The sequence below is a fragment of the Mycetocola sp. Y171 genome (genome assembly GCF_056713165.1).
Window position 1 is genome coordinate 1,175,749 of sequence record NZ_JBWYGX010000001.1, and the last position, 24,179, is coordinate 1,199,927.

Sequence of the window (24,179 nt, forward strand, 5' to 3'; positions counted from 1 at the left end):
CCCATGCCCATCGACGCACTGTCGTCGCTCCAGAACGTCGCCGGCATCGGCGCCCAGACGCGGGCACAGCCGACCACGGACGGGTCGGCTTTCGCCTCGGTCCTCGGAGGCGCTATCGACAACGTGCAGCAGCTCCAGTCCACGTCGAACGAGCTCGCCGTCAAGGCGGTGACAGGAGACCTCGACGACATTCACACGGCGACCATCGCGTCGACTCGCGCCCAGGTCACCCTCGAGCTGGTGGCCGCCGTTCGGAACAAGGGCGTTGACGCGTTCAACGAGATCATGAGGATGCAGGCTTAATGCCCCAGCAGATTTCGTCAGCCTTCGGCCGGCTCACGGCGGCGATTCGTGGTTTCAGCACCGCCCAGCGCACGATAGCGATCATCGGGGTGGCCGTGCTCGCCCTCGGGATCTTCGCGCTGTCGACCTGGCTGACGAAGCCCGCGTACACGCCGCTCTTCTCCGGCCTCAGCGCCTCGGATGCCAGCACGATCGTCGAGCAGCTCCAGACGAACGGCGTCAGCTACGAGCTGTCCAACGGCGGTGCGACGATCATGGTCCCCGAGCAGAACGTCTACGAGGAACGCCTCACCGCTGCGGCAGCTGGACTGCCGTCGTCGAGCACGGGCGGCTACTCGCTGCTCGACGAAATGGGTGTCACCTCATCAGAGTTCCAGCAATCGGTGACGTACAAGCGGGCGCTCGAGGGTGAACTGGCCGCCACGATCTCCGCGCTCGAGGGAGTGACCACCGCCTCCGTGCGCCTGGCCGTGCCGGAGGAGACGGTGTTCGTCTCGGAGAAGGCCAGCCCGACGGCATCCGTCTTCGTCGAGACGAAGAACGGTGTCACCCTGTCGGCCGAGCAGGTGCAGGCCATCACTCACCTGACATCCGCGTCCGTCGACGGGATGACAGCGACTGACGTTGCCGTCATCGACTCCAAGGGCACAGTGCTCTCGGCGGTCGGGGTCGGCGCGACGGGCTCGGTCGCCCAGCAGACCACCGACTACGAGCAACGCGTGCGGACCTCCGTCCAGACGATGCTCGACCAGATCGTCGGCCCGGGCAATTCGACGGTCATCGTGGCGGCAGGCGTCAACCTCGAGTCCGCCGAACGCGTCGAGGAGTCGTACACGACCCCGGAGGACGCCCCGATTCTCGACGAGTCGTCGTCAGAGGAGTCGTACACAGGCGGAGGCGGCACCGGTTCCGGCGGTGTGCTCGGACCGGACAACATCGCCGTGCCGAGCGGTTCGGGCGACGGCACGTACACGTCGGAGTCGGCAACGAAGAACCACGCGGTCGACAAGGTGACCGAATCGCGGACGATCCCGGCCGGATCGATCGAACGCCAGACGGTGTCCGTCGCCCTGAGTGCCGACGTCGCGGAGAACCTCGACGTCGGCGACATCAGGGAACTCGTCGCGTCGGCCGCAGGCATCGACACCGATCGGGGCGACGCGGTCACCGTCGAAGTGGTCAGTTTCACCACGTCGGCTGCAGACGAGGCCGCAGCCGCCATCGCGGCAACGGAGAAGGCAGCGGCAGACGAGCGAACCGGCGATCTGATCAGGACAGCCATCATCGCTGCGGCCATCCTCGCCGCAGCAGGAATCGCCCTCGTCGTCAACACCGTCCGCACCCGCCGCCGCCGCGAGGAGGCCGAGTCGGCGCAGTCAGCGCTGGAGCCGGGTGCGTTCAGGGATCTCGTGATGGCGGATGCCACCCAGGTCCTGTCCGCGGTCCCCGACCCGCTCCCGCTGGCGACGGCGACCGGTGCGACCTCGATCGACCGCGCCCGCACCGAGATCGGCAGTCTCGCGGAACGGAACCCGGAGAAGACCGCCGCGTTCCTCCGCGGCCTCATGGACGAGAAGCAGCCCTTATGACCGACACAGCCACCGACCTCACCGGAACCCAGAAGGTCGCCGTCGTCCTGATGAACATGGAGCGGCAGCAGGCCGCACTCGTGATGAAACAGTTCACCGATGCCGAGGCCGAAGAGATCGCCGCGGAGATCGTCCGGATGCGGCGCGTCGAGTCTCACATCGCCGAGCAGGCCCTGACCGAGTTCCACGAGCTCACGCTCGAAGACAGGCTCAACTCGCGCGGAGGCAGCGACGTCGCCGCCGGCCTGCTCGAGGCCTCATTCGGCTCGGAACGTGCGACCGGTGTGATGAATCGCGTCACCGCATCGATGGCTGGCCGGTCGTTCGAGTTCCTCAACACCGCCGAGCCCTCCCAGATCATCAGCCTGGTCGAGGGCGAGCTGCCCCAGACGATCGCGCTCGTGCTCGCCCACCTGCGGCCCGCGCTCGCTTCGGCGACGATGGCCGGCCTCGCCGATCCGCTTCGCACAGACGTCGCAGAATGCATCGCGGCGATGGGCCCAGCGTCACCGGAGGCCGTCCGTACAGTCGCCGGCGCCCTGCGGTTGCGTTCGGGCGGCGTCGTCACCGTCGGCGGTCCTTCGGATGTCGTCGGCGGTGTTCGCCCGCTGCTCGACATCATCAATCAGAGCGATGTCGCCACCGAGCGAGCCCTGCTCGCCGGGCTCGAGGAACGCGACCCTGAGCTCGCCGAAGAGATCCGCGCGCTCATGCTGACTTTCGCAGACATCGTGAAGCTGGAGCAGCGCGACGTTCAGCAGGTGCTCCGAGGCATCGACCCGTCAGCCCTCGCCCTCGCGTTGAAGGGAGCGACGGTCCCCGTCGTCGAGACGATCCGTGCGAACCTGTCCGAGCGCAACCGCGAGCTGCTCGACGACGAGATCTCGACCATGGGACCCGTGCGTGTCTCCCAGGTCGACGACGCCCGCGCCGAGATCGTCCGAGCCATCCGGGACATGGAGGCCGACGGAAGGATCGTGCTCTCACGTGCCGAGGAAGACAAGTATGTCGACTGAGACGTTCTCGACGCTGGCGGTGCCGCAGCTCAGCCACCCGGGCTCGGAGCTGATCGCCGCCCAGTCGAGGACGCGCGGACACTCCGCCGGATACGTCGCAGGGCTCCGCGCAGCGCAGAAGGATTCCCTCGAACAGCAGGCCGCCCTGCGGGCGGAACACGACGAGGCTCTGCGACTCGGCCGCGCCGCCGTCGAGCGCGCCGTCGAGGTGCTCGCAGCGGCCGCCCGCGCCGCCGACGCGAGAATTCTGCCGGTCGTGCAGGAGTCGCAGGATGCCATCGCTGCTGCCGCCATCGACCTGGCGGAGGCCATTCTCGGCCACGAGCTGTCGCACGGAGACCGATCGGCCCGCTCGGCGCTCGACCGGGCGCTCGGGACCGTTCCGGCGTCTGCGCTCACCGGCATCAGGATGAACCCGGACGATCTCGCGCTTCTGGAGCCAGGGGTGTACACACAGACCGCCGTGGAACTCATCGCCGACTCGTCGCTCAAGCGTGGAGACGCCATCGCGGACCTGCCTGACGGCTATCTCGACGCCCGAATCGGTTCGGCGCTCGCACGGGCGAAGGCGGCGCTTCTCGGTGACCTGTCGTGAGCGGGTCGTGGAGGCCGCGGTCCCGGCAGTTCGGGACCGCGCTCCTCGCTGCCCGTCCTGAACGGGTCGGCACCGTCACCTCCGTGGTCGGACTCACCGTCGAACTCGCCGGCCTCGACAGCGCTGTAGGCGATCTCGTCACCATCGGTGATGTGGATGCTGAGGTGGTGGCCACCGGCCGCGACGGCATCCGGTGCATGCCACTCGGGCGGATGACCGGGATCAAGGTCGGCGCCCCGGCCAGGTCACACGGCCGCCCTCTTCTCGTGCCGGTCGGTGACGCACTGCTGGGCCGTGTTCTCGACGGCCTCGGCCGCCCCATCGACGGGAAGGGACCGCTGCAGGTCGACCGAATGGTTCCGCTCGACCAGGACGCGCCGTCGTCGATGGAACGCGCGCGAATCGATACCCCCCTCCAGCTCGGCGTTCGTGTCCTCGATGCGCTCACCACCGTCGGCAAGGGCCAGCGCATGGGACTCTTCGCCGGTTCAGGCGTTGGGAAGTCCTCCCTATTGTCCATGATCGCCCGCGGCACCGATGCCGCCGTCTCGGTCATCGCCCTCGTCGGCGAGCGCGGACGCGAGGTGCGTGAGTTCCTCGAGGACGACCTCGGTGAGGCGGGTCTCGCGCGCTCCGTCGTGGTCGTGTCGACCTCGGACGATCCGGCCCTCCTCCGGCTCCGCGCCGCGTTCCTGGCCACGCGCATCGCCGAGTCGTTCCGCGAGCGCGGGGCGGATGTGATGCTGATGATGGACTCCCTCACCCGCGTGGCCATGGCTCAGAGGGAGATCGGGCTCTCGGCCGGGGAACCGCCGGCGACGCGAGGGTATCCGCCGTCGACTTTCTCCGTGCTGGCGAGACTGCTCGAACGCGCCGGGACGGATGCCGTCGGCTCGGTCACCGGCATCTACACCGTCCTCGTCGACGGTGACGACCACAATGAGCCGATCGCCGACGCCGCGCGCTCGATCCTCGACGGGCACGTGGTGCTCGACAGGAAGCTGGCGGTCACTGGACATTTCCCCTCCGTCAACGCGCTCGAGTCGATCTCCCGCGTTGCGTCACGCGCGAACCCGCCCGAACGCACGCGACAGGCCGCGTTCCTGCGCAAAGTGCTCGCTGCAAGGAAGGGGGCGCAGGATCTCATCGACGTCGGCGCCTATCACCGGGGCACGAATCCCCTCGTCGACTCCGCGATGGACCACGATGCGGCGATCCAGGCTTTCCTGCAGCAGCGGATGAACGACCAGACCCCCTCGGATGACACCTGGGACCGACTGACCAGGCTCAACCGACTTCTTGGAGCGCCAACATGACCCGATCCTTTTCCCTCGCCGGACTGCTTCGACTTCGCCGGATCCGCGAGGACCAGGCGGCAGGCAACCTCGCCGCCGCCAACGCCAGGGTGCGCGAGAACGCCGCCCACGCGGCGCAGGTGCGCGGCCAGCTCGGGAAGTCGAGCACGGAGGTCTTCGACAGCGCCGCGCTGAATGCGATGAGCATCGCCCGCGCATCCTCAAGAAGCATGCTCGCTGACCTGAATGCCCTCGCCGAGCTCAGGCGCACCGCTGCTGAGGAGGTCGCGGCGGAGTTCGCGGCCGCGCGCTCCCAGTCGGTCCGCATCGAGAAACTCGAGACCCGCCACAACGCCCTCGCCGTGCAGAAGGACCTCCGCGACGAGCAGATCGTACTCGACGAGATCGCGTCGGGCTCCTGGCTCTCAGCGAAGGGCGAAGCGACGGCATGAGCGTCATCGACGCCGTCGGGCGCATCACCGAGATCCAGTCGACACTGGGCACGCTTCGTGCCCCTTCGCAGCCGGACGCCTCGGCATCCAGCGAGTTCGCCCGCGCGATGACGACCCTCATGGACACCACCGCGACCGAGTCGGCAGCGGGAACCTCATCCTCCGGCGACACCTCCGGATCTGATGTCGTGGCCACCGCGAAGAAGTACCTCGGTGTGCCATACGTTTTCGGCGGCGAGGACTCAAGCGGCATGGACTGCTCAGGTCTGGTCCAGCGGGTCTACGCCGACCTCGGCATCGAGCTGCCTCGCGTCGTTCCCGACCAGGCCAGGATGGGCACAGAAGTGGGCTCGCTTGCCAACGCCCAGCCGGGTGACCTCATCGTCGCCAGGGGCAGCGGCCACATCCTCATTTACGCCGGCGACAACAAGGTGATCCACGCGCCCCGGCCGGGAACAACTGTGAGCCTCGTCGAGAACTGGCGAACGGATGCCGACATCGAGACGATTCGACGCATCGTCCCCGCCGCTTCGGCCGCGGTGCCGTCGTCGCGGGACGCGCTGAGCGCGAGCAGCATCGATGCGCTGATCCTCGCCGCCCAGCGATCGCTCCTGGGAGGCTCGTTGTGACGCTCATTCAGACGACACAAGTGGGCCAGCCGGTCGCGACCGGGGTGCGTGCGGCCGCGAACGACTGCGCGGCGTCCGCAGCCTTCGCCGCGATTCTGCAGGGGGCCGCCGAAGAAGGAAGCCCAACCGGGCGGGCATCGACCGGTGGGGCCCACCTCCCTCCTGGGGACGGCTCGGGAGACGACGGAACCGAAGCACCGTCGAACACACCTGTTCTCGCGGGTTCCCCTGGTCCGGTGCCGCTCACCTGGTTCACCGACACCGCTCTCCCTGTCGGGTCGGCGACGACCCCTCAAGCGAATCCTGCGGCACTCGCGGGGGCGAACCCGGGAACGCCGACGGCGGATGCCCCTGCGCCGGTCGCCACTCCCCCCATGCCCGGCACGGGATCCGGCCCTGGCTCGGAGCCGACGCCCGCTCCCCAGCAGGCAGCTCCGGTCACAACGACCGTGGAGAGTTTCGTCGGTGCTGCCCCCACCGCTCCCGCGACCGCCGACCTGCCGCCTTCCCCTGCCACCCCACCCCTGGCGATCACCGACACGGGCTCGTCGCCAACACCACCGCTCTCCGGCTCACTCCCGGTTGCCACCGCAGACGACCGTGCCGCTCCGGTGCCTGTCGCTCCGGCGGCTCTCGCTCCGGCGCCACCCGCCCCCGCGCAGGCCATCGAGGCGGCATCCACCACCAGCGTCCACCCATCGCAGCCTGCGCCGGCCCTCGGTGCCACAGTGCCCGACAGCTCCGTCGCCGCGCCACCGGCAGTCACGGGTCTGCCGATATCGGCAGACACGATCCAGGTGTTCGCCGGCCCCGCTCCTGCTCCGACCGTCGCATCGGTGCAGGCATCCGCGCTTACACCCGCGCCTGTGGCTGCGGCCGTTTCCCCGTCCGTACCGGCCCTGCCGCTCAGCGCTCAACTGGGGCAGCCGCTCTTCAGCCTGGCTGCCGCACGACCCGGCGAACACGTGATGACCGTCCAGGTGACGCCGGAGAACCTAGGCCCGGTCACCGTGCGTGCCGTCATCACCGGTAACGATGTCCGGATCGAAATGTTCTCGCCCTCCGAGACCGGACGCGACGCCCTCAGGCAGATTCTCACCGATTTGCGCAGGGACCTCGCTGGCGGCGGGCTGGCGGCGACGCTCGACCTGTCGTCGAAAAGCCACCCGGAGAGCGGCCAAGAATCCCCGGTCGACGATGACGAGTCCACTGCGGCGAGGCCGGCATCCGCGTCGACAGCACCGGAAGTTCCCAACACTTCGCATCCCACCCATCGCTCCCCGCTCCCCACGACCGTCCTCGACATCACCGTCTAAGAAGAAGGAGAAACTCCGTGCCCATCGACGCGATAGCGCCAACGGATGCCGCCAGCACCTACGCGGCGAAAGCCACGCCGGCTCCGCGGCAGGAGATGAACGGGGAAATGTTCCTCTCCCTGTTGGTGACCCAGCTGCAGAACCAGGACCCGAGTTCACCCATGGACACGAGCCAGATGATCTCCCAGACCACCCAGCTGGCCATGATGGAGCAGATCACGGCCCAGACGGCCACCGGGGTGGAAAACTTTTCGCTTCAGATGCGGATCGCCGCCGCTGCCCTGATCGGTCAGGACGTCAGCTACACGGGAGCGGACGGAAAAACCGTGACAGGCATCGCCACGGCCGTCTCATACGCGGGGCCGGTTCCCCAGGTGACCATCGACGGCGTCACCGTCGCCCTCGACGCCATCTCCGGCGTCACCACTCGCCCATCCACCTAACCACCTCGATCAAAGGACTCACTCATGCTTCGCTCGCTGTACTCAGGTATCTCCGGTCTTCGTTCACACCAGACAATGCTCGACGTGACCGGCAACAACATCGCCAACGTCAACACCGCCGGGTTCAAGTCATCCACCGTCCAGTTCCAGGACACGCTCTCGCAGCTCTCCCAGGGGGCGAGTGGTCCGCAGGCCGAAGTCGGCGGCACCAACCCCGCCCAGGTCGGATTGGGTGTGCAGGTCGCCGGCATCTCGACGAACTTCGCCCAGGGTTCAGCTCAGCGCACCGGCCGCGCCGCTGACCTGATGATCTCCGGTGACGGCTTCTTCGTCACGAGGCTCGGCGGCGAGACCCTCTACACCCGCGCCGGCGCATTCGATTTCGACCCGGAGGGCAGGCTCGTCGACCCGAGCGGCGCCCTGGTTCAGGGCTGGGGAGCCGTCGATGGGACGATCAACGAGGGCGGCGCCGTAGGCACGATCACCCTTCCGCTCGGTGCTGTGTCCCCGGCCATCGCGACAACCGAGGCGACGATGGGCGGCAACCTGCCCGCCGACGCCGCCGTCGGCACCGAGCTCGTGCGCGACCTCAAGGTCTTTGACGCCAACGGCGACGAGCAGAACCTGGCCCTCACCTTCACTCGAACCGCCGGCGGCTGGGCGGTCGGAGACGGCACGACCGACACCGGAACGCTGACCTTCGTCGACGGAGTACTCACCGGGCCGACCACGGCCGTCGTCGGAGGCGTAACCGTCGACATGGCGAAGTTGACGGGATTCGCCGGTCTGACGACCGTGGCGATCTCGAATCAGGACGGTCGCAAGGCCGGGACCCTGGACTCGTTCGCGATGTCGAAGGATGGAACACTCATCGGTTCCTTCAGCAACGGTGCGTCACAGGCGGTCGGCCGCGTCGCACTCGCCACGTTCGTCAACCCTGGCGGCCTGGAGAAGGCCGGGGGGTCGGCGTACCGCGCGACCTTCAACTCGGGGACGGCCGATCTCGGTACTCCAGGCGAGGCAGGATTCGGTTCCATCGTTTCCGGGGCCCTCGAGATGTCGAACGTCGATCTCTCGCAGGAGTTCACCAACCTCATCGTCGCCCAGCGCGGGTTCCAGGCGAACGCCCGGATCATCACCACGTCAGACGAAGTCCTTCAGGAGCTCACCAACCTGAAGCGGTAGTTCCCAGCGAGACTTAGACGCCGGAGGCGAGGTACGCGAGGATTTCCTGGGTGTCACCGGTCGGAATCGTCGCGTGCCCGGTTCCGGCCCAGAGGTGAAGCCCCTGCGGGTCACCGGCGGCAGCTGCGGCCCGCCGGAGCGGACTCGTCAGATGGTGAAGTGCCGGGTACCCGGAGGGCGCCGCGGCCGTGTGCCGTTCGGTGAAGTCGTTGCGCAGGGCCCTCGCTGGCCGACCGGTGAAGGCGCGCGTGACCACGGTGTGGGTGAATCGAGGGTCGACGAGCGCGTCCTTGTGGGTCTGGGAAGCGCCGCTCTCGGGCGTCAGCAACAGCGCTGTGCCGACAGCGACGGCATCCGCCCCTGCCGTCAGTGCGTCCACGACACTGCCGGGAGTGGAGACACCACCTGCTGCGATGAGCGGTCGCCGGGTGACGGACCGCACACGGCGCAGCAGAACGCCGATCGGCAGTTCGGGCGGGGTCTCCCTCGGGGTGAAGGTACCCGAGTGGCCTCCGGCTGCCGAAGCCTGGACGACGAGTGCGTCCGCACCTGCCGCGATCGCTGCTTCCGCTTCGCCGGCAGAAGTCACGGTCAGAAGGATCACGCTCCCCGCCGCCTTCAGAACTCGAATCGTCCGCGGGTCGGGGATGCCGAAGGTGAAGCTCACGACCGGCACCGGGTCCTGCGTGAGCAGATCGACCTTCTCCTGCCAGGCGTCGTCGTCTTCACGCGGCTCACCGTCATCGATCGCCATCCCGCGTCGCCCGGCCTCGACCTGCATCCGGCGAATATAGGAACGGTACTCGGAGGGGTCGACAGCGATCGGGTTCGGGGCGAAGAGGTTCACCCCGAACCGTGAGGTGGCGCTCCGGACGAGACGAATCTGGCCGGCGACATCCGCGGGAGTCCTGTAGCCGGCGGCGAGCAGGCCGATGCTTCCCGCTGATGCCGCAGCGTCGACCATCGCGGGGGTCGTCGGCCCCCCAGCCATGGGCGCAGCGAGCACGGGGAGGGTAGCGCCGATGTCGGTGAGGAGCGACGACATGAGGTTCGTGTTCCGCGGATCAGGCTGTCGCCCGGGAGTCCGCGACACCGAGCAGTCGCATGCTGTTCTGCCAGAGTGCGTCCAGTTGCGCGGGATCGTTGAACAGCTTGGCGAAGAGGACCATGCCCTCGATCTGGGCCACGATCGACTTCGCGGCCTCGCGCGGCGTCGCCACCGTCAGTTCGCCGGCCTCATCCCCTGAGCGGAGCGCAGCCTCCACGATGTCGATCTGCTCCTCGAAGATCTCCTGGAGCCGGGACCTCACCGGGTCGTCCTGGCCGCTGACCTCGAGCGCGAGGTTCCCGAAGAGGCAGCCGACGACGGCCCCAGTGCCATTCACAGCCCGCTGCTGCACTTCGGTCGTCAGGACGAACAGTTCACGAAGACGTTCCGTGACGGGGCCGGGCGCAGTGAGGACGCGCAGCCATTCGGCGCGCTGATTCTCCCAGTGCTTGTCAATGACCGCCAGAGCGAGAGCCTGCTTGGAGGGGAAGAAGTAGTAGAAGCTCCCCTTCGGTACCTGGGCTTCCGCCGCGATCTCGGCCACGCCGATCGTGCCGTACGAGCGCTGGCCGAAAAGCTTGGTGCCAGCTGTGAGTATCCGGTCTCCTGCATCTGATTTTCTTCCCATGTTGCAATTATACGACCGGTCGGCTATAAATGTCTATGTCGGTAGACGACCGACCATCTAGTAAGGAAGTAAACAATGGAATCACGCAAGGTAGCCCTCATCACCGGAGGCTCACAAGGCATCGGTGCAGGGCTCGTCGAGGGGTACCGACGACTCGGCTACGCCGTCGTCGCCAACTCTCGCACCATCGCACCATCGGACGACCAGGATCTGGTCACCGTTGCCGGCGACATCTCGGACCCGTCGGTCGCCGAAGCAGTTGTCGCCGCGGCGGTTGACTCGTTCGGTCGGGTGGATACGCTGGTGAACAACGCTGGCATTTTCATCGCCAAGCCGTTCCTCGACTACACGATCGAGGACTTCGACACCGCCCTCAGCGTCAACCTGGGCGGATTCTTCCACATCACCCAGAAAGCCGTCGCGCAGATGTCCGCGCAGGGTTCCGGTCACGTCGTGAACGTGACAACCACCCTGGTCGAGCACGCCCTCGCGAACGTGCCCTCTGCTCTCGCGTCCCTCACCAAGGGTGGCACAGCAGCGGTGACCAAGTCCCTCGCGATCGAGTACGCAGCGCGCGGCATCCGCTTCAACGCGGTCTCCCCCGGCATCATCAAGACGCCGCTCCACTCGCCCGAGACCTTCGACACCTACGCAGGACTGCACCCCGTCGGCCGCATGGGAACCATCGAAGACATCGTGCACGGCGTCCTGTACCTCGAGCAGGCTCCGTTCGTCACCGGCGAGTTCCTGCACGTCGACGGCGGCCAGAGCGCGGGCAACTAATGAATGTCGCCCAGACGGATGCCGTCGGCCGGGCCACGATCGTGACCGGTGTGCTCCAGAGATGGGCCACCGCGATCGGCGAGCACCGTCCGGGCGACGTCGCATCCACCTTCACAGAGGACGCAATTTTCCAGGGCTTCGACGAGACACATTCCGTGGGTCGCGCTGGGGTCACCGCTTATTACGCGAAGCAGCCGGTCGGGCTCACAGCCTCCTTCCGGGTCCTCGAACTGCGAGAGGTCACGATCGACGACCTGCTTGCCTACGTCGACGTCGACTTTCACCGACCCGATGGAACCGTGATCCCGGTTCACCTCACCGCCATGCTCCGGAACGTCTCCGGGAACTGGCAGATCAGTCACTACCACGTCTCGAAAATCGAACGTCCAATCGGGCTCGACACTTCCGCCGAACCCACACACTAAAAGGAAAAGAAGAAAATGAACACCTCTGTAACCCAGTTCGCATCCGCCGAGGGCCTCGGGTCCGTTTCCGGAGCCCCCAACCTGCCAGACGGCTTTACGGACACCTTCTCCAGCCGGTACATCCAGGCCGGCGACGTGAAGCTGCACGCCGTGATCGGCGGCGAGGGTCCTGCCCTCCTGCTCGTGCACGGCTGGCCCGAATCCTGGTACGCCTGGCGCCTGATCATGCCTGAGCTGGCGAAGAACTACCGGGTCATCGCTGTGGACCAGCGCGGAATGGGCCTGTCAGACAAGCCGCAGGGCGGATACGACACGGCGACGCTCGCGAATGACCTCGTCGCACTCATGGACACACTCGGTGAGGACCGTTTCGCCATCGCCGGCCACGACACCGGGCTCGCGATCAGCTACGCCCTTCTCGCGGATCACCCCGAGCGGGTCGAGCGCGCAGCACTCCTCGAGATCCCCGGAGCTCCCGGAACGACCCCCGCCCCGCCGTTCTTCGTGCCTGCCCCTGTCAACAACAAGCTCTGGCACCTCTCGTTCAACCGGGTCGAGGACCTTGCGGAAAAGCTGATCGAGGGACGCGAAGACGTCTTCTATGGCTACGAGTTCGAGGTCCAGGGCGGAAACCTGCCCAGCGAGGTCACCGACTACTACATCGCCATGCTCTCCAACCCCGACTCCCTCCGCGGCGGCCTCGGGTTCTACCGGGCCTTCGACGCCACACTGGCGCAGAACGGCGAGCGCGCCACTCGCAAGCTCTCCACTCCGCTTCTGGGAATCGGCGGCGAGCGGAGCTACGGCGACCACGTCGGCGAAGCCCTCCAGGCCGTCGCCGAGAACGTGGAGACCGTGGTCATCACCGGTGCCGGACACTGGGTCGCCGAGGAGGCACCCGACCAGGTGCTCGCAGCCGTGACCGCGTTCCTCGCCCCGATCCGTGACGGTCGGGCGATGAGCAACGCGAGCTAGCTCGTAGCCCTCACCACCGGATCCCTTCCATCGGCGCCGGGTCGAGTCCAATCGACCCGGCGCCGAGGTGTCTGTACACACTGCCCGGAGGGTTGCGGCCGGATCACGTCAGGCGCACCCTCCGAGAAAACCGAGGATTCTTCGCTTTCATCCTGCATACCGCGGCTGAACGGGTTCGGATAAGGAATCAGAGTTCACCCGCCCTATCGTCGGGCATTTTCGCGCAGACCATCAATTGTCGATCGGCGGCTCACGGCCCCGGCATTCCACAAGAGTGCGTGGAAACCGTGTCACCCGACGTCGGGGCTGACCTGCTCTGCATCGGTGAACCAGCCGTCCATTCCTCCGAGCCTCGGTCACCGTATCCGGTCATTCCGACCTGTGTCTTATGAAAGGGGACTCCTGTGTCCACCACTCCCGAAGAATCCGCCGAACCGAGCGCCGACGCGTCATCGGTACCCCATGGGGACGGGGTTTCACGCCGCGGCCTTGTGGTCGGCGGCGCGGCCGCGGCCGGCATCGCGCTCGCTGCCACATCCGGTTCATCCGCAGCGTTCGCAACGAACCGGGGCCATCACGGGTCCGTCGCAGACGCGCCACGGCTCCCGGCAGGATTCGCGAAGACGTTCAAGGACAAGTTCGTCACAGCCAACGGCATCCGCCAGCATGTGGTCATCGGCGGGAGCGGTCCGCCACTGCTCCTCGTGCACGGATGGCCGGAGAACTGGTACGCCTGGCGGTTCATGATGCCTGCACTCGCGAAGAAGTACACAGTGGTCGCCGTCGACCAGCGTGGCATCGGCCTCACCGACAAGCCGGCGAGCGGCTACGACGCCGGCACACTCGCCAACGATCTGGCGGCTCTGATGACCAGGCTGGGCTACGCACGGTTCTCCGTCGTCGGCCACGACACGGGGTACGTGATCAGCTACGCGCTCGCAGCCGACCACCGCGACCGGGTCGACCGGCTCGTCGTCGCAGAGATCCCCGGCCCTCCCGGGGTCGGCGAGAACCCGTACGGCCCGCCATACTTCGTGCCGGAGCATGACAACAACAGGCTCTGGCACATCGCATTCAACCGGGTGAACGACGAATTGATCGTCAACATGGTCAAGAGCAACGCGAACGAGTACTACCGGTACGAGTTCGCCGTCCAGGGCGGAGGCCAGACCCTCCCGGACTACGCGATCAGGTACTACATCGGCCTGTACACCCGGACAGGGACATCCTGCGTGCGAGCTTCGGGCTGTACCGCGCCTGGTCGGAGACGCTGGAGCAGAACATCGTGCGCTCCGGCGTTCCGCTCACCATCCCGGTCCTCGGCATCGGGGGCGAGAACAGCTGGGGTCTCGCGGCCGGTGGCGGCATAGCCCCTGCCGCGCCAGGCGTGGAGTCCGTCTCCATCCCCGGCGTCGGTCACTGGGTCGCCGAACAGGCCCCTGACAAGATGGTCGAACTCATCACCACCTTCCTCGCCTGAACAATGCCTCAGGGCAGATCAGACTCGCGGGACGTCTGCGTCACGAGGTGACCACTAACTGGGCGGCCACGTCGGCCGACAGTACCCTGTGGAGGCCCATCCGGGCCCGACAAGCAGGGACAAGCCGATGATCGTAGTGACACGCCTGAACGAGACGCAGTTCGCGATCAACCCTGACCTCATCGAGCGTGTCCACGAGAACCCGGACACGACTCTCGTCACCGTCGATGGTGCCAGGTACATCGTCACGGAGTCGATGGCGGACGTGATCGAGAAGATCGCCCACTTCCGCGCCCGCGTGCTCGTTCTGGCGAGCGACCCTCCACGCGGCGACCAGGCAAGACCCGTCCGCATCCACCCGAGGGACAACTAATGGATCCAGCAACCCTGATCGGGCTCGTCGTCGCGTTCGGGGCACTCTACGCGATGCTTACACTCGAGGGTGTCCATCTGGAGGCGATCCTGCTGCCGGCGCCGATGATCCTCGTCTTCGGTGCGACCATCGCCGTCGGGATCGCGGGCGGCACCCTCAAGGATTTCCTTCAGGCCATCAAGGCGCTCCCTCGTGCGTTCAAGGGCAAGACCACTCCCCCCCAGAACGTGATCGAGCAGGTCGTCGGATTCGCAGAACGAGCGCGCAAGGACGGACTGCTCGCCCTGGACCAGGAAGCCGAGAACGTCGACGATGACTTCCTTCGGCGAGCGCTGCGGAACATCGCAGACGGCACAGACGGGGAAGATCTCCGGATCCTCCTCGAGGACGAGATCCACGCCAGGGCGAAGGCGGACCGCTCCGCGGCGAAATTCTTCACCAGCCTCGGCGGATACGCGCCGACCATCGGCATCATCGGCACTGTCGTCTCGCTCGTGCACGTTCTCGAGAACCTGTCCAGTCCGGACAAGCTGGGGCCGATGATCGCGGCGGCGTTCGTCGCAACACTCTGGGGATTGCTCTCGGCCAACTTCATCTGGCTGCCGATCGGCACCAGGCTGGCCCGACTGTGCGACCTCGAGGTCGAGCGGATGACGCTGCTCATGGAAGGGGTGCTCGCCGTTCAGGCCGGCAGCCAGCCCCGGCTGCTCGGAGAGCGGCTGCGAGCGATGACCCCTGCGCACGCCCTGCCGGAAGCGGCATGAGGCCGAGGGGTCGCCGCCGCAGTTTCGAGGCAGAGGAAGCCCCGCACGCCGACGAACGCTGGATGGCCTCCTACATGGACATGGTGACCGTGCTCATGTGCATGTTCATCGTGCTGTTCGCGATGTCGACGGTCGACCAGGAGAAATTCGAAAAACTCAGGAACTCGCTTGCTGCCGGGTTCGGAGTCACCGAGACGGAATTCGCCGACACGGCCACAGGCGTCGTCGTGCCGCCGGACAAAGTGGACGAAGAGGGTGAAGGATTCACCGATCTCGACCTCGCCCGGATCGAACTCGACAAGCTCGTTGCCCTGAGAGAACGGATACGGGCGAACCTCACGGCCCAGGGGCTCGCCAGCACCGTCGAGTTCGACATCGGCGAGCGCGGGCTGACCATCCGCCTGGTGAGCACCGAGACCTTCTTCGAATCCAACAGCGACAGGCTGAGTCCCACCGTCATCAGGGTGCTGGATGCCGTTGCGCCGCCGCTCGCAGAAACCGACTATCGGATCTCAATCGAAGGTCACGCTGACTACCGGGCGCCTGACGCCGCATTCCCCACGAACTGGGAGCTCTCGTCCGGCCGGTCGGTCCAGGTCCTCCGTCACCTCGTCGAGGTGTGCAACCTTCAGGCCGCGAGGGTCTCTTCGGTGGGCTTCGGGTCGGCCCAGCCGCTCGCGGCAGGGAACTCCCCTGACGAACTCGCTCTCAACCGCCGGGTCGATGTCGTCGCGCTGTCCGAGCAGCCCGAGGACGTCAGGAAGCTGATCCCCGGGCTGGTCGGCGAACGCTAACCCCGGCCGCAAACCAGCCGATAGTGCAGGGTGTGACGGTCCAGAAACAAGCATCAATCAGCGTGCCCGTGAAGCCGGTCAGTGTCTACGACTTCCGCCGCCCCACGACGCTTGCCCGCGAGCACTCCCGGGTTCTCGAATTCGCGTGCGAGACTTTCGCACGGCAATGGGGAACCCAGCTGACCGCTCGGGTCAGGGCCTGGTCGCAGGTCACATTCGACCGCGTGCTCATGCAGACCTACGACGACTACGCGGCATCCCTGCCGGCGACGACGGCTATGGTCCTCTGCACGCTCGACGGGCCGAGTGCGAAGGCTGTGATCCAGTTCCCGACGACGGCAGGGCTTGGCTGGATCGACAGGATGCTCGGTGGAACGCGAGGCGCGACCGCACCCGATCGGCGGTTCACGGCGGTCGAGCAGGCCCTGATCCGTCAGCTGATGGACGATGCCCTCGATGACCTCAGGTACTCGTTCGGCTCGCTGCTCGACACCCGGATCGCGGTCGATTCCATCCACTACAACTCCCAGTTCGCCCAGGCAGCGGCGACGGCGGAACTCATGATCGTCGCCGCTTTCACGATCCAGGTCGGCGAGCACATCGAACCAGCGACAGTGGCCATCCCCGCCGAGGCGATCCTTGGCCAGCTCGGCGACACCACCCCCGTCGACAGCCCATCCGAGTTCGACTCGCTGATCCGGAACCAGCTCAGCCAGGTGCCGGTCGACGTCTCGGTCCAGTTGGCAGCCGCGGATGTCCGCCCCGGCGTCATCCTCGGTCTCGCCGTCGGCGACATCCTTCCCCTTCCCCACCCCGAACACCGCCCGCTCGACGTCACCGTCGGCGGTCACCCGCTCGCACGGGCAGCCATGGGAGCTCACGGCTCCCGGCTCGCCTGTGTAGTCGTCGAAACCCAGGAGATCAGCCGATGACCGTCACCCAGACCCACCTCCGCGCCGCAGCAGATGCGGCGGCGGGCCTGCTCCCGACCGTGTCGGCGCTCCGGGCAATTCAGGGCTACGACCGGGATTCGATCGGCGGCCATGCCGCTTCGGCCACCGTTGCCACGCTCGTCGGCTCCCCTTCGGCCGACCTGGCCCTCATCCTGATCGACACGGGTGCCATCGCGGTGGCCGCAGGGGAGGACTCCCCGCTGGTGTCGGCGCTGGACATCGTTCGGCCCGCCCTCGAAGCGGCATCCGTCGCCCTCGGCGCAGGCGTGCTCGGAAACTCACGCACCGAAGACGCATCTGCGTTGTTCGCCGACGAGGACACGGTCGTGTTCGCCCTCGCCGGCGACACCGGGACGGCCGGCTGGTTCGGAGTGCGGGTGCGCGAGCACGGAACGATCGGAGGCCCGGCGACGTCCGGCGCCACCGTGATGGGCAAGCTCAGCAGGATCAACAACGTCGAGATGGCGCTCACCGTCGAGATCGGGCGCACCCGCATGTCGGTCCGCGACGTGCTCGCGCTCGAGCCGGGTGGGGTCATCGAACTCGACAGGTCGGCAGGCGCCCCTGCTGACGTCCTCCTCAACGGCAGGCTCATCGCCCACGGCGAGGTCGTCGTCGTCGACCAGGACTACGCCGTACGCATCACTCAGATCCTGGACGTCCCCGACGGACTCAACTAGATGGACACCGTCTTCGTCGCCCTGCGCGTGATCCTCTCCCTCGCAGCGGTCCTCGCCATGCTCTGGTACGCGCAGCGCCGGATCGGTCGCGGGAAGAAGTCCGGGAAAGCGGCAGACCTCGTGACCGTCGTCGGACGACAGGGGATCGGAATGAAGGCATCCGTCGTCGTCGTCGATGTCGACGGCACGCGCTTCCTTCTCGGGGTAACCGAGCACGCCGTCAACGTGCTGCACAGCAGCGGCGCCCCCGCATCGTCGTCGACAGCGGATGCCGAAACGCCGGCACAGGACTTCGCGACCGCTCTCGCCGGGGTCACCAGTATCGATGAGGCGGCCGAACACCGGCTCAGGCCGCGCCGGAACCAGCAGACAGCACAGGCGGGCGGTTCGATCCTCTCGCCGGCGACCTGGAAGCAGACCGCTGCTGCCCTCAGGCAGATCCGCTGATGACCACGCGCCCGACGCCGACCGTGCCTCGGCACGTTCTGCGCCGCGCCCTGCCCGCCGCCGTGACTCTCGTCCTCGTCGCCCTCGTCATTTTTCTGACACCGACCATCGCGCACGCCGTGCCGGTCGATCCGACGCCGCCGACCGATCCGCTGAACCCCGCAGACCCCGGAGGCGGTGTCTCAGTCGACATCAACGGGATCAACGGCACCCCGTCCGCGGCGGTCCTGACACTCCTCAGCATCACGCTGCTCTCCGTCGCCCCTGCTTTACTGCTCATGATGACGTCATTCACCAAGATCTTCGTCGTCCTGGCCATGACGAGGAACGCTCTCTCCCTGCCGTCGATCCCTCCGAACCAGGTTCTCGCCGGCCTCGCCCTCTTCCTGTCGCTGTTCATCATGGCGCCGGTGATCGCCGACATGAACACCATCGGAGTGCAGCCGTATCTCAACGGCACACTGACCTTCACCGATGCCCTGAACGTCGGCTCAGAGCCGCTCCGCGAGTTCATGCTCGCCAACACCCGCGAGGAGGACCTCGCCCTGATGACCCGGGCGGCTGACCAGCCGAACCCGGAGTCCCCAGACGCCGTTCCGCTGCTGACCCTCATCCCCGCGTTCATGATCTCCGAACTGCGCGCCGCGTTCATCATCGGTTTCGTCATCTTCGTCCCGTTCCTCGTCATCGACCTCGTCGTCGCGGCCGCGCTCATGTCGATGGGCATGATGATGCTGCCGCCGGTGATGATCTCGCTGCCGTTCAAAATCCTGCTCTTCGTCCTCGTCGACGGCTGGGGGCTGATCATCACCTCGCTGATCGCCAGCTACGGGGGTAGCTGATGGACTCGAACGCCGTCCTCGACATCGCCATGCAGGGGCTCATCATCGCGGCAAAGCTGTCAGCACCCGTGCTGGTGACCGCGCTCGTTGTCGGATTCGCGATCTCGCTCGTGCAGTCGATCACCCAGATCCAGGAGGTCACGCTCTCCTTCGTTCCCAAGGCGATCGCCGTGGCCATCGCCCTGCTGATCGCCGGGCACTGGATGATCTCCGAGATCGTCTCATTCACCCACCGGATGTTCGAGATGATCCCGTCGCTCCTGAACGGCGGATGAGATGTCGCTCTCCCTCGACTTCGCCTGGATCGAAGCAGTGATGCTCGCCAGCGTGCGGATGGTGGCCTTCCTCGTGATCGCTCCTCCGTTCTCCTACGGCGCCATCCCGGTTCGGATCAAGGGGATGCTCGGCGTCGCCCTCGCCTTTGCCGTCTCCCCCCGCATCGGCCCGGGCCACGAGTCCCTCGAGACCGCCGCGTTTCTCGGAGCTCTGGTTGCCGAGATCCTCATCGGCGCCATTCTCGGCTTTCTCGTGATGCTGGTCTTCGCGGCAGTACAGTCAGCGGGCAACCTCATCGACATGTTCGGCGGATTCCAGATGGCCCAGGGATTCGATCCGCAGTCGATGATCAACGGCGCACAGTTCTCCCGGCTCTTCCACATGAGCGCGCTCGCTCTGTTGTTCGCGTCTGGCGGGTATCAGCTGATCATCGGTGGACTCGTCCGCACCTTCAGCGCCCTCCCGCTCGGCGGTGCGATCGACTTCTCGGCTCCGGCTGAGGCGATGACGGTCGGCACCACGCAGATGTTCCTGGCCTCCGTGCAGATCGCGGGCCCTCTGATCGTCGTGCTGTTTTTGGCGGACGCCGGCCTCGGCCTCCTCACCCGTGTCGCCCCCGCACTGAACGCCTTCGCCCTCGGCTTCCCGCTGAAGATCTTCCTGACGCTCACCCTGGTAACCGTGACGTTCGTCGCGCTCCCCCAGGTCGTCGCCTCACTGACCGGGGACGCGCTCGACCTGATGGAGGTGGTGCGCTGATGGCCGACTCAGCTGAACGCACGGAACAGGCAACGGATAAGCGGATGAAGGAGGTCCGTTCGAAGGGGCAGCTCTCCAAATCGCAGGACCTGACCGCCTGGCTCGGCATCGGGGCTGCTGCCCTGATGATGCCGGCGACCATCTCGCTCGTGGCAGACGCCGGAACACTGCAACTGTTCCAGATCGGAGCGATCGCCTCTGACCCGAATCCGGAGGAGGCGCTCGGCGTGCTCGGTCTCGGGCTGTCGTCGCTCACCTCCAGCCTCGGTCCGATCCTCGCCGTCGTCGGTGCCGTCGTCCTGCTCGGGTCCGTCGTCCAGGGCGTGCACCTGAAGAAGCCGTCGGGCAAGTACGAGCAGTTCAACCTCGTCACTGGGATGACACGGGTCTTCGGGACGCAGGCGATCTGGCAGGGCGCGAAGGCGCTGCTGAAGACGATCGTGGTCGGCCTCGTCCTGTACGTCGTGATCCAGGGCCTGATGCCGCTGCTGATGGGGGCGGGCGGGCTCTCGGTGTCCTCGGTTCTCGAGGCCGCGGCTGCGGGCACGGGATCGCTCCTGCAGTCAGCGGTCCTGGCCGGCCTCGTGCTGGCAGCGGCCGACGTCTTCGTCGTTCTGCGCCGCAACCAGAAGAAGACCCGGATGACCAAGAAGGAAGTCCGGGACGAGAACAAGAGCTCGGAGGGCGACCCGCTGATCAAATCGCAGCGCCGCTCGCGGCAACTCGCCATGAGCCGCAACCGGATGATCGCAGCGGTCGCCGACGCTGACGTGGTCCTCGTCAATCCGACGCACGTCGCCGTCGCTCTCTCCTACGAGCCGGGGAAGTCCGCCCCCCGAGTGGTCGCGAAGGGCTCAGGCACCCTGGCCGCCCGCATCCGCCTCGAGGCCGAGACCAGGGATGTGCCCATGGTGCGCGACATCCCCCTCACCCGGGCGATCCATGCGGCCTGCGACCTCGGCCATGAGATCCCTGTCGAGCTCTACACCGCTGTCGCGCGCGTGCTCATGTTCGTGATGGCTCTGCGTCGTCGCGGCGCAGCGAGGGGCATGCACACGATGACGACACCAGTACCCAGTCCAGGAGGCGCTTCACGTGAACGGTAACCTGTCCAAAATCGCCGTGCCCCTCGGGGTCGTCGGCATCCTGCTGCTGCTCATCGTCCCGGTCCCCGCCGGCCTGCTCGACGTGCTCATCATCGTGAACATCCTGTTCGCGCTCGTGATCCTGCTCACGACGATGTTCGTGAGGAAGCCACTGGACTTTTCGGTGTTCCCGTCGCTTCTCCTCGTGGCGACGCTGTTCCGCCTCGGCCTGAACGTGGCATCCACAAGGCTCGTCCTCGGTGACGGATACGCAGGCCAGGTCATCGAGGCTTTCGGCCACGTGGCCGTCGGCGGTTCGATCGTGATCGGGGCGGTCGTGTTCCTCATCCTCGTCGTGATCCAGTTCGTCGTCGTCACCAAGGGCGCTGAACGCGTCGCAGAGGTCGGCGCCCGCTTCACGCTCGACGCGATGCCCGGCAAGCAGATGGCGATCGATGCCGACCTCAACGCCGGGCTCATCACCGACGTGCAGGCCAGGGAACGGCGCGCGGAGGTGTCGGCGGAAGCGGACTTCTACGGCGCCATGGACGGCGCGTCCAAGTTCGTCAAGGGCGACGCGATCGCCGGGATCATCATCATCATCATCAACATCGTCGGTGGCATTGCCATCGGGATGCTCCAGAACGGCATGGAGATCGGGGAGGCGGTCAGCACCTACACGCTCCTCACCATCGGCGACGGCCTGGTCACGCAGATCCCCGCGCTGCTCATGGCGGTGTCGACCGGCATGATCGTGACCCGCTCGAACGCCGAATCAGACATGGGATCGACGGCATCCGCACAGCTGTCCCAGTCTCGGAATGCGCTGATGATCGCCGGAGGGGCGGCGATCGCCATGGCGCTGATTCCCGGGATGCCGATCCTCCCGTTTCTCGGCGTCGGCCTGCTCCTCCTGTTCGCGGCCCAGCGAATGAAGGCATCCGAGGCGGCGAAGAGGGCCTTGGCCGACGAGGCTGAGGCTGAGGACAACGCGCCGAGCTCGGAGTCGACCGAGCAGCTGATGGAGCGGATGCGCGTGCACGCCCTCGAGATCCTGCTCTCCCCGGACCTCGTCAGCATGGTGTCAGGATCGTCCGACGATTTGCTCGCCCGGGTGAGGGCCCTCCGCCGGACCATTGCGATGGACCTTGGCGTCGTCGTCCCCCCGGTCCGGACGAGGGACAGCGTCGACCTTCCTGCGTCGACCTACGTCATCCGCATCGCCGGCGTCGAAGCGGGTCGGGGGCTCGCACCGGCCGGCAAGGTTCTCGCCCTGGGGGATGCCCTCGACAACCTGCCAGGGCAGGCTACGGTCGAGCCGGTCTTCGGTCTCGCGGGCAAGTGGGTCCCGCAGGAGATGCGTCACAGCGCCGAGATGACGGGGGCGACGGTGATCGACCGGGTCTCGGTGGTCGTCACACACCTGTCGTCGATCATCACCGGCAACGCCGCACGACTGCTCAGCAGGGAGGATGTGCGTCTCCTCACCGACGGGGTCAGGCAGGTGAACCCGTCGGCGGTCGACGAGCTCACTCCGTCGCCGCTGAGCCTCGCCGAGGTCCAGCGCATCCTGCAGGGTCTCCTGGTCGAGCAGATACCGATCAACGACCTGCCCCGGATCTTCGAGGCGCTGTCGCTGCGCGCCAAGGTGTCGACCGATGCCGAAGGACTCATCGAAGCCGCAAGGGCGTCGCTCGGTCCTGCACTCACCAGCCAGTACCTCGACGGCCGCGTGCTCCGGGTGATCATGATCGACCCCACTCTCGAGCAGTCCATGCTCGAGGCCATGCGTCCGTCCGAGTTCGGTACGCAGATCCTGCTCGACCAGACCCGGATCGAGTCGCTCTTCGCCTCGCTCCGGGCGAGCATCGCGCGTGCCGAGGAGAGCGGCCACTCCGCCGTGCTCGTCTGTGCTCCTGCCCTGCGCCCCGCCATCCGCCGTCTCGTCTCCAGCCAGCCCAACGGCATCCCAGTGTTGTCGTACCAGGAAGCGGGCGCAGCGAACGTCGAGATCGAGACCGTGGGGGTGATCGGAAATGCCGAATCGATTCAGGCGTCCTGAGCCCGGTCGGACGCCGGTCCCGCCGACACCCGTCGTGCTCCCGGCCATCGCCGCGTTGCTCGACTCGGTCGACGGGGAGGAGCGCGCGCTGCACACCGATACCCACGCAGGCACGGGGTCGGACACCTTCGCCAGGGTGCTCGACGACCTTGCCGCCAACCTGGCACCCGATGTGCCCGTCCTGCCTCGCCGCCTGAGGCGCAGCCCGTACTCTCCGGCTCCGCTCGGCTCCCCCGGCGACCTCGTTCTCGTGATCGGCGCCGCAACCGACGCCCTCGCCGTGGTGCGTTCCATGGCGCTGGCCGCCGGCGCTGCGGACGTCGCGGTGGCCGGGTCAGCCAGCGAGGACGACACGACCAGGGTCGACGACCGCCGCAGTGCCGTCCGCGCGCGGGCGATCGGGGTCCAGAACGGTCGCCCTGTGTTCGTGGCCTTCTGCCTCGATCGCGGCGCGACCGTCGAGCCGGGCTGGGAGGACGTCGTACGCGGGATCTCGCCCGACCAGGTCTGGGCCGCGGTGGACGCGGGCCGGAAGCCGGACGACACGGCGCGCTGGGTCAACGCGATCGACGCGTTCGTGGCTGTCGATGCGATCGCCGTCGAAGGCAGCGCAAGCACGTCCACTCCGGACACTGTCGCAGAGCTCAACCTGCCGATCGGGTGGGTCGACGGATCGGCGCCAGCCCCGGCTCGGTCGACCCGGGCAGCGTGGGATAGGTTGAGCGAGTGCTAGTTCTCACACGCAAACCAGGCGAGCGGATCCTGATCGGCGACGACATCGTCGTGACATTCCTCGAGGCGCGTGGTGACAGCATCCGAATCGGAATCGACGCGCCCTCCGGCGTGAGAATCCAGCGCGATGAGATCGTTCAGGCCGTCACCGAGGCGAATCGTTCCGCCGCCGAGGCCGACGCTGCGGCCGAGGATCGCATCAAGGCCCTGCTCGGCTACCCGCCGTCGACCCCGGAGGGATGAGCGGGCG

General features: G+C 67.0%; 29 protein-coding genes. 27 read left to right on the forward strand and 2 right to left on the reverse strand.

The window, feature by feature from the left end; translation table 11 throughout:
• The first annotated feature begins 3 nt into the window (after positions 1–3).
• The 10 genes from fliE to AC1M2K_RS05625 are packed head-to-tail and all read left to right on the forward strand — an operon-like array spanning position 4 to position 8,823.
• Complete coding sequence (gene fliE, locus AC1M2K_RS05580) at positions 4–303, forward strand: flagellar hook-basal body complex protein FliE (RefSeq protein WP_480240809.1); 300 nt, start codon at positions 4–6, stop codon at positions 301–303.
• Entirely contained in the window at positions 303–1,892 is a 1,590-nt protein-coding gene (gene fliF, locus AC1M2K_RS05585; protein WP_480240164.1) for a flagellar basal-body MS-ring/collar protein FliF, read from the forward strand. The genes fliE and fliF overlap by 1 nt, the downstream gene beginning before the upstream one ends.
• Positions 1,889–2,908, forward strand: coding sequence for a flagellar motor switch protein FliG (gene fliG, locus AC1M2K_RS05590; RefSeq protein WP_480240165.1), 1,020 nt, complete (start codon positions 1,889–1,891; stop codon positions 2,906–2,908). Before fliF ends, fliG begins: the two co-directional genes overlap by 4 nt.
• Entirely contained in the window at positions 2,898–3,503 is a 606-nt protein-coding gene (locus AC1M2K_RS05595) for a FliH/SctL family protein (RefSeq protein ID WP_480240166.1), read from the forward strand. The genes fliG and AC1M2K_RS05595 overlap by 11 nt, the downstream gene beginning before the upstream one ends.
• Complete coding sequence (locus AC1M2K_RS05600) at positions 3,500–4,819, forward strand: FliI/YscN family ATPase (protein ID WP_480240167.1); 1,320 nt, start codon at positions 3,500–3,502, stop codon at positions 4,817–4,819. The genes AC1M2K_RS05595 and AC1M2K_RS05600 overlap by 4 nt, the downstream gene beginning before the upstream one ends.
• Positions 4,816–5,250 carry a hypothetical protein gene (locus AC1M2K_RS05605; RefSeq protein ID WP_480240168.1) on the forward strand — a complete coding sequence of 145 codons (435 nt, stop codon included), beginning with the start codon at positions 4,816–4,818 and terminating at the stop codon, positions 5,248–5,250. The genes AC1M2K_RS05600 and AC1M2K_RS05605 overlap by 4 nt, the downstream gene beginning before the upstream one ends.
• The gene (locus tag AC1M2K_RS05610; RefSeq protein ID WP_480240169.1) at positions 5,247–5,879 is read left to right on the forward strand and encodes a C40 family peptidase; all 633 of its coding nucleotides are present in this window, start codon (positions 5,247–5,249) and stop codon (positions 5,877–5,879) included. Before AC1M2K_RS05605 ends, AC1M2K_RS05610 begins: the two co-directional genes overlap by 4 nt.
• A complete protein-coding gene (locus AC1M2K_RS05615) occupies positions 5,876–7,195 on the forward strand; it encodes a flagellar hook-length control protein FliK (protein WP_480240170.1) in 1,320 nt (439 codons plus the stop codon). Before AC1M2K_RS05610 ends, AC1M2K_RS05615 begins: the two co-directional genes overlap by 4 nt.
• A 17-nt stretch (positions 7,196–7,212) precedes the next feature.
• On the forward strand, positions 7,213–7,638 hold the full coding sequence (locus tag AC1M2K_RS05620; protein WP_480240171.1) for a flagellar hook assembly protein FlgD: 426 nt from the start codon (positions 7,213–7,215) through the stop codon (positions 7,636–7,638).
• Between the two features lie 24 nt (positions 7,639–7,662).
• Positions 7,663–8,823 (forward strand): flagellar hook protein FlgE, encoded by a 1,161-nt coding sequence (locus AC1M2K_RS05625; protein ID WP_480240172.1) that lies wholly within the window; start codon positions 7,663–7,665, stop codon positions 8,821–8,823.
• Positions 8,824–8,836: 13 nt separating this feature from the next.
• Here AC1M2K_RS05625 and AC1M2K_RS05630 read toward each other — a convergent pair whose 3' ends face one another.
• On the reverse strand, positions 8,837–9,916 hold the full coding sequence (locus AC1M2K_RS05630; RefSeq protein ID WP_480240173.1) for a nitronate monooxygenase: 1,080 nt from the start codon (positions 9,914–9,916) through the stop codon (positions 8,837–8,839).
• Positions 9,888–10,499, reverse strand: coding sequence for a TetR/AcrR family transcriptional regulator (locus AC1M2K_RS05635; RefSeq protein WP_480240174.1), 612 nt, complete (start codon positions 10,497–10,499; stop codon positions 9,888–9,890). Before AC1M2K_RS05635 ends, AC1M2K_RS05630 begins: the two co-directional genes overlap by 29 nt.
• A gap of 75 nt (positions 10,500–10,574) precedes the next feature.
• On the opposite strand from AC1M2K_RS05635, the gene AC1M2K_RS05640 reads away from it, so the two are divergent.
• From AC1M2K_RS05640 to AC1M2K_RS05720, 17 genes are all read left to right on the forward strand, one after another.
• Positions 10,575–11,282, forward strand: coding sequence for an SDR family NAD(P)-dependent oxidoreductase (locus AC1M2K_RS05640; protein ID WP_480240175.1), 708 nt, complete (start codon positions 10,575–10,577; stop codon positions 11,280–11,282).
• A complete protein-coding gene (locus tag AC1M2K_RS05645; protein ID WP_480240176.1) occupies positions 11,282–11,707 on the forward strand; it encodes a YybH family protein in 426 nt (141 codons plus the stop codon). The genes AC1M2K_RS05640 and AC1M2K_RS05645 overlap by 1 nt, the downstream gene beginning before the upstream one ends.
• Positions 11,708–11,722: 15 nt before the next feature.
• Entirely contained in the window at positions 11,723–12,682 is a 960-nt protein-coding gene (locus tag AC1M2K_RS05650) for an alpha/beta fold hydrolase (RefSeq protein WP_480240177.1), read from the forward strand.
• Between the two features lie 404 nt (positions 12,683–13,086).
• Positions 13,087–14,052, forward strand: a complete 966-nt coding sequence (locus AC1M2K_RS05655) for an alpha/beta fold hydrolase (RefSeq protein ID WP_480240178.1) — start codon at positions 13,087–13,089, stop codon at positions 14,050–14,052.
• A 237-nt stretch (positions 14,053–14,289) separates the two neighbouring features.
• Positions 14,290–14,535 carry a flagellar FlbD family protein gene (locus AC1M2K_RS05660; protein ID WP_480240179.1) on the forward strand — a complete coding sequence of 82 codons (246 nt, stop codon included), beginning with the start codon at positions 14,290–14,292 and terminating at the stop codon, positions 14,533–14,535.
• Positions 14,535–15,299: a motility protein A gene (locus AC1M2K_RS05665; RefSeq protein WP_480240180.1), complete on the forward strand. Its 765-nt coding sequence runs from the start codon at positions 14,535–14,537 to the stop codon at positions 15,297–15,299. Before AC1M2K_RS05660 ends, AC1M2K_RS05665 begins: the two co-directional genes overlap by 1 nt.
• On the forward strand, positions 15,296–16,093 hold the full coding sequence (locus tag AC1M2K_RS05670) for an OmpA/MotB family protein (RefSeq protein WP_480240181.1): 798 nt from the start codon (positions 15,296–15,298) through the stop codon (positions 16,091–16,093). The genes AC1M2K_RS05665 and AC1M2K_RS05670 overlap by 4 nt, the downstream gene beginning before the upstream one ends.
• Positions 16,094–16,125: 32 nt before the next feature.
• Positions 16,126–17,025 (forward strand): flagellar motor switch protein FliM, encoded by a 900-nt coding sequence (locus tag AC1M2K_RS05675; RefSeq protein ID WP_480240182.1) that lies wholly within the window; start codon positions 16,126–16,128, stop codon positions 17,023–17,025.
• Positions 17,022–17,726, forward strand: coding sequence for a flagellar motor switch protein FliN (gene fliN / locus AC1M2K_RS05680; protein ID WP_480240183.1), 705 nt, complete (start codon positions 17,022–17,024; stop codon positions 17,724–17,726). Before AC1M2K_RS05675 ends, fliN begins: the two co-directional genes overlap by 4 nt.
• Complete coding sequence (locus tag AC1M2K_RS05685; protein WP_480240184.1) at positions 17,727–18,173, forward strand: FliO/MopB family protein; 447 nt, start codon at positions 17,727–17,729, stop codon at positions 18,171–18,173. It abuts the gene before it with no gap.
• Positions 18,173–19,015, forward strand: coding sequence for a flagellar type III secretion system pore protein FliP (gene fliP / locus AC1M2K_RS05690; protein WP_480240185.1), 843 nt, complete (start codon positions 18,173–18,175; stop codon positions 19,013–19,015). Before AC1M2K_RS05685 ends, fliP begins: the two co-directional genes overlap by 1 nt.
• Entirely contained in the window at positions 19,015–19,290 is a 276-nt protein-coding gene (fliQ, locus tag AC1M2K_RS05695) for a flagellar biosynthesis protein FliQ (protein ID WP_480240186.1), read from the forward strand. The genes fliP and fliQ overlap by 1 nt, the downstream gene beginning before the upstream one ends.
• Before the next feature lies 1 nt (position 19,291).
• The gene (gene fliR, locus AC1M2K_RS05700) at positions 19,292–20,050 is read left to right on the forward strand and encodes a flagellar biosynthetic protein FliR (protein WP_480240187.1); all 759 of its coding nucleotides are present in this window, start codon (positions 19,292–19,294) and stop codon (positions 20,048–20,050) included.
• The gene (locus tag AC1M2K_RS05705; protein ID WP_480240188.1) at positions 20,050–21,156 is read left to right on the forward strand and encodes an EscU/YscU/HrcU family type III secretion system export apparatus switch protein; all 1,107 of its coding nucleotides are present in this window, start codon (positions 20,050–20,052) and stop codon (positions 21,154–21,156) included. The genes fliR and AC1M2K_RS05705 overlap by 1 nt, the downstream gene beginning before the upstream one ends.
• Positions 21,146–23,197 (forward strand): flagellar biosynthesis protein FlhA, encoded by a 2,052-nt coding sequence (locus AC1M2K_RS05710; RefSeq protein WP_480240189.1) that lies wholly within the window; start codon positions 21,146–21,148, stop codon positions 23,195–23,197. Before AC1M2K_RS05705 ends, AC1M2K_RS05710 begins: the two co-directional genes overlap by 11 nt.
• Positions 23,172–23,930 carry a hypothetical protein gene (locus AC1M2K_RS05715; protein ID WP_480240190.1) on the forward strand — a complete coding sequence of 253 codons (759 nt, stop codon included), beginning with the start codon at positions 23,172–23,174 and terminating at the stop codon, positions 23,928–23,930. Before AC1M2K_RS05710 ends, AC1M2K_RS05715 begins: the two co-directional genes overlap by 26 nt.
• On the forward strand, positions 23,924–24,172 hold the full coding sequence (locus AC1M2K_RS05720) for a carbon storage regulator (protein WP_480240191.1): 249 nt from the start codon (positions 23,924–23,926) through the stop codon (positions 24,170–24,172). The genes AC1M2K_RS05715 and AC1M2K_RS05720 overlap by 7 nt, the downstream gene beginning before the upstream one ends.
• The last annotated feature ends 7 nt before the right edge of the window (positions 24,173–24,179 follow it).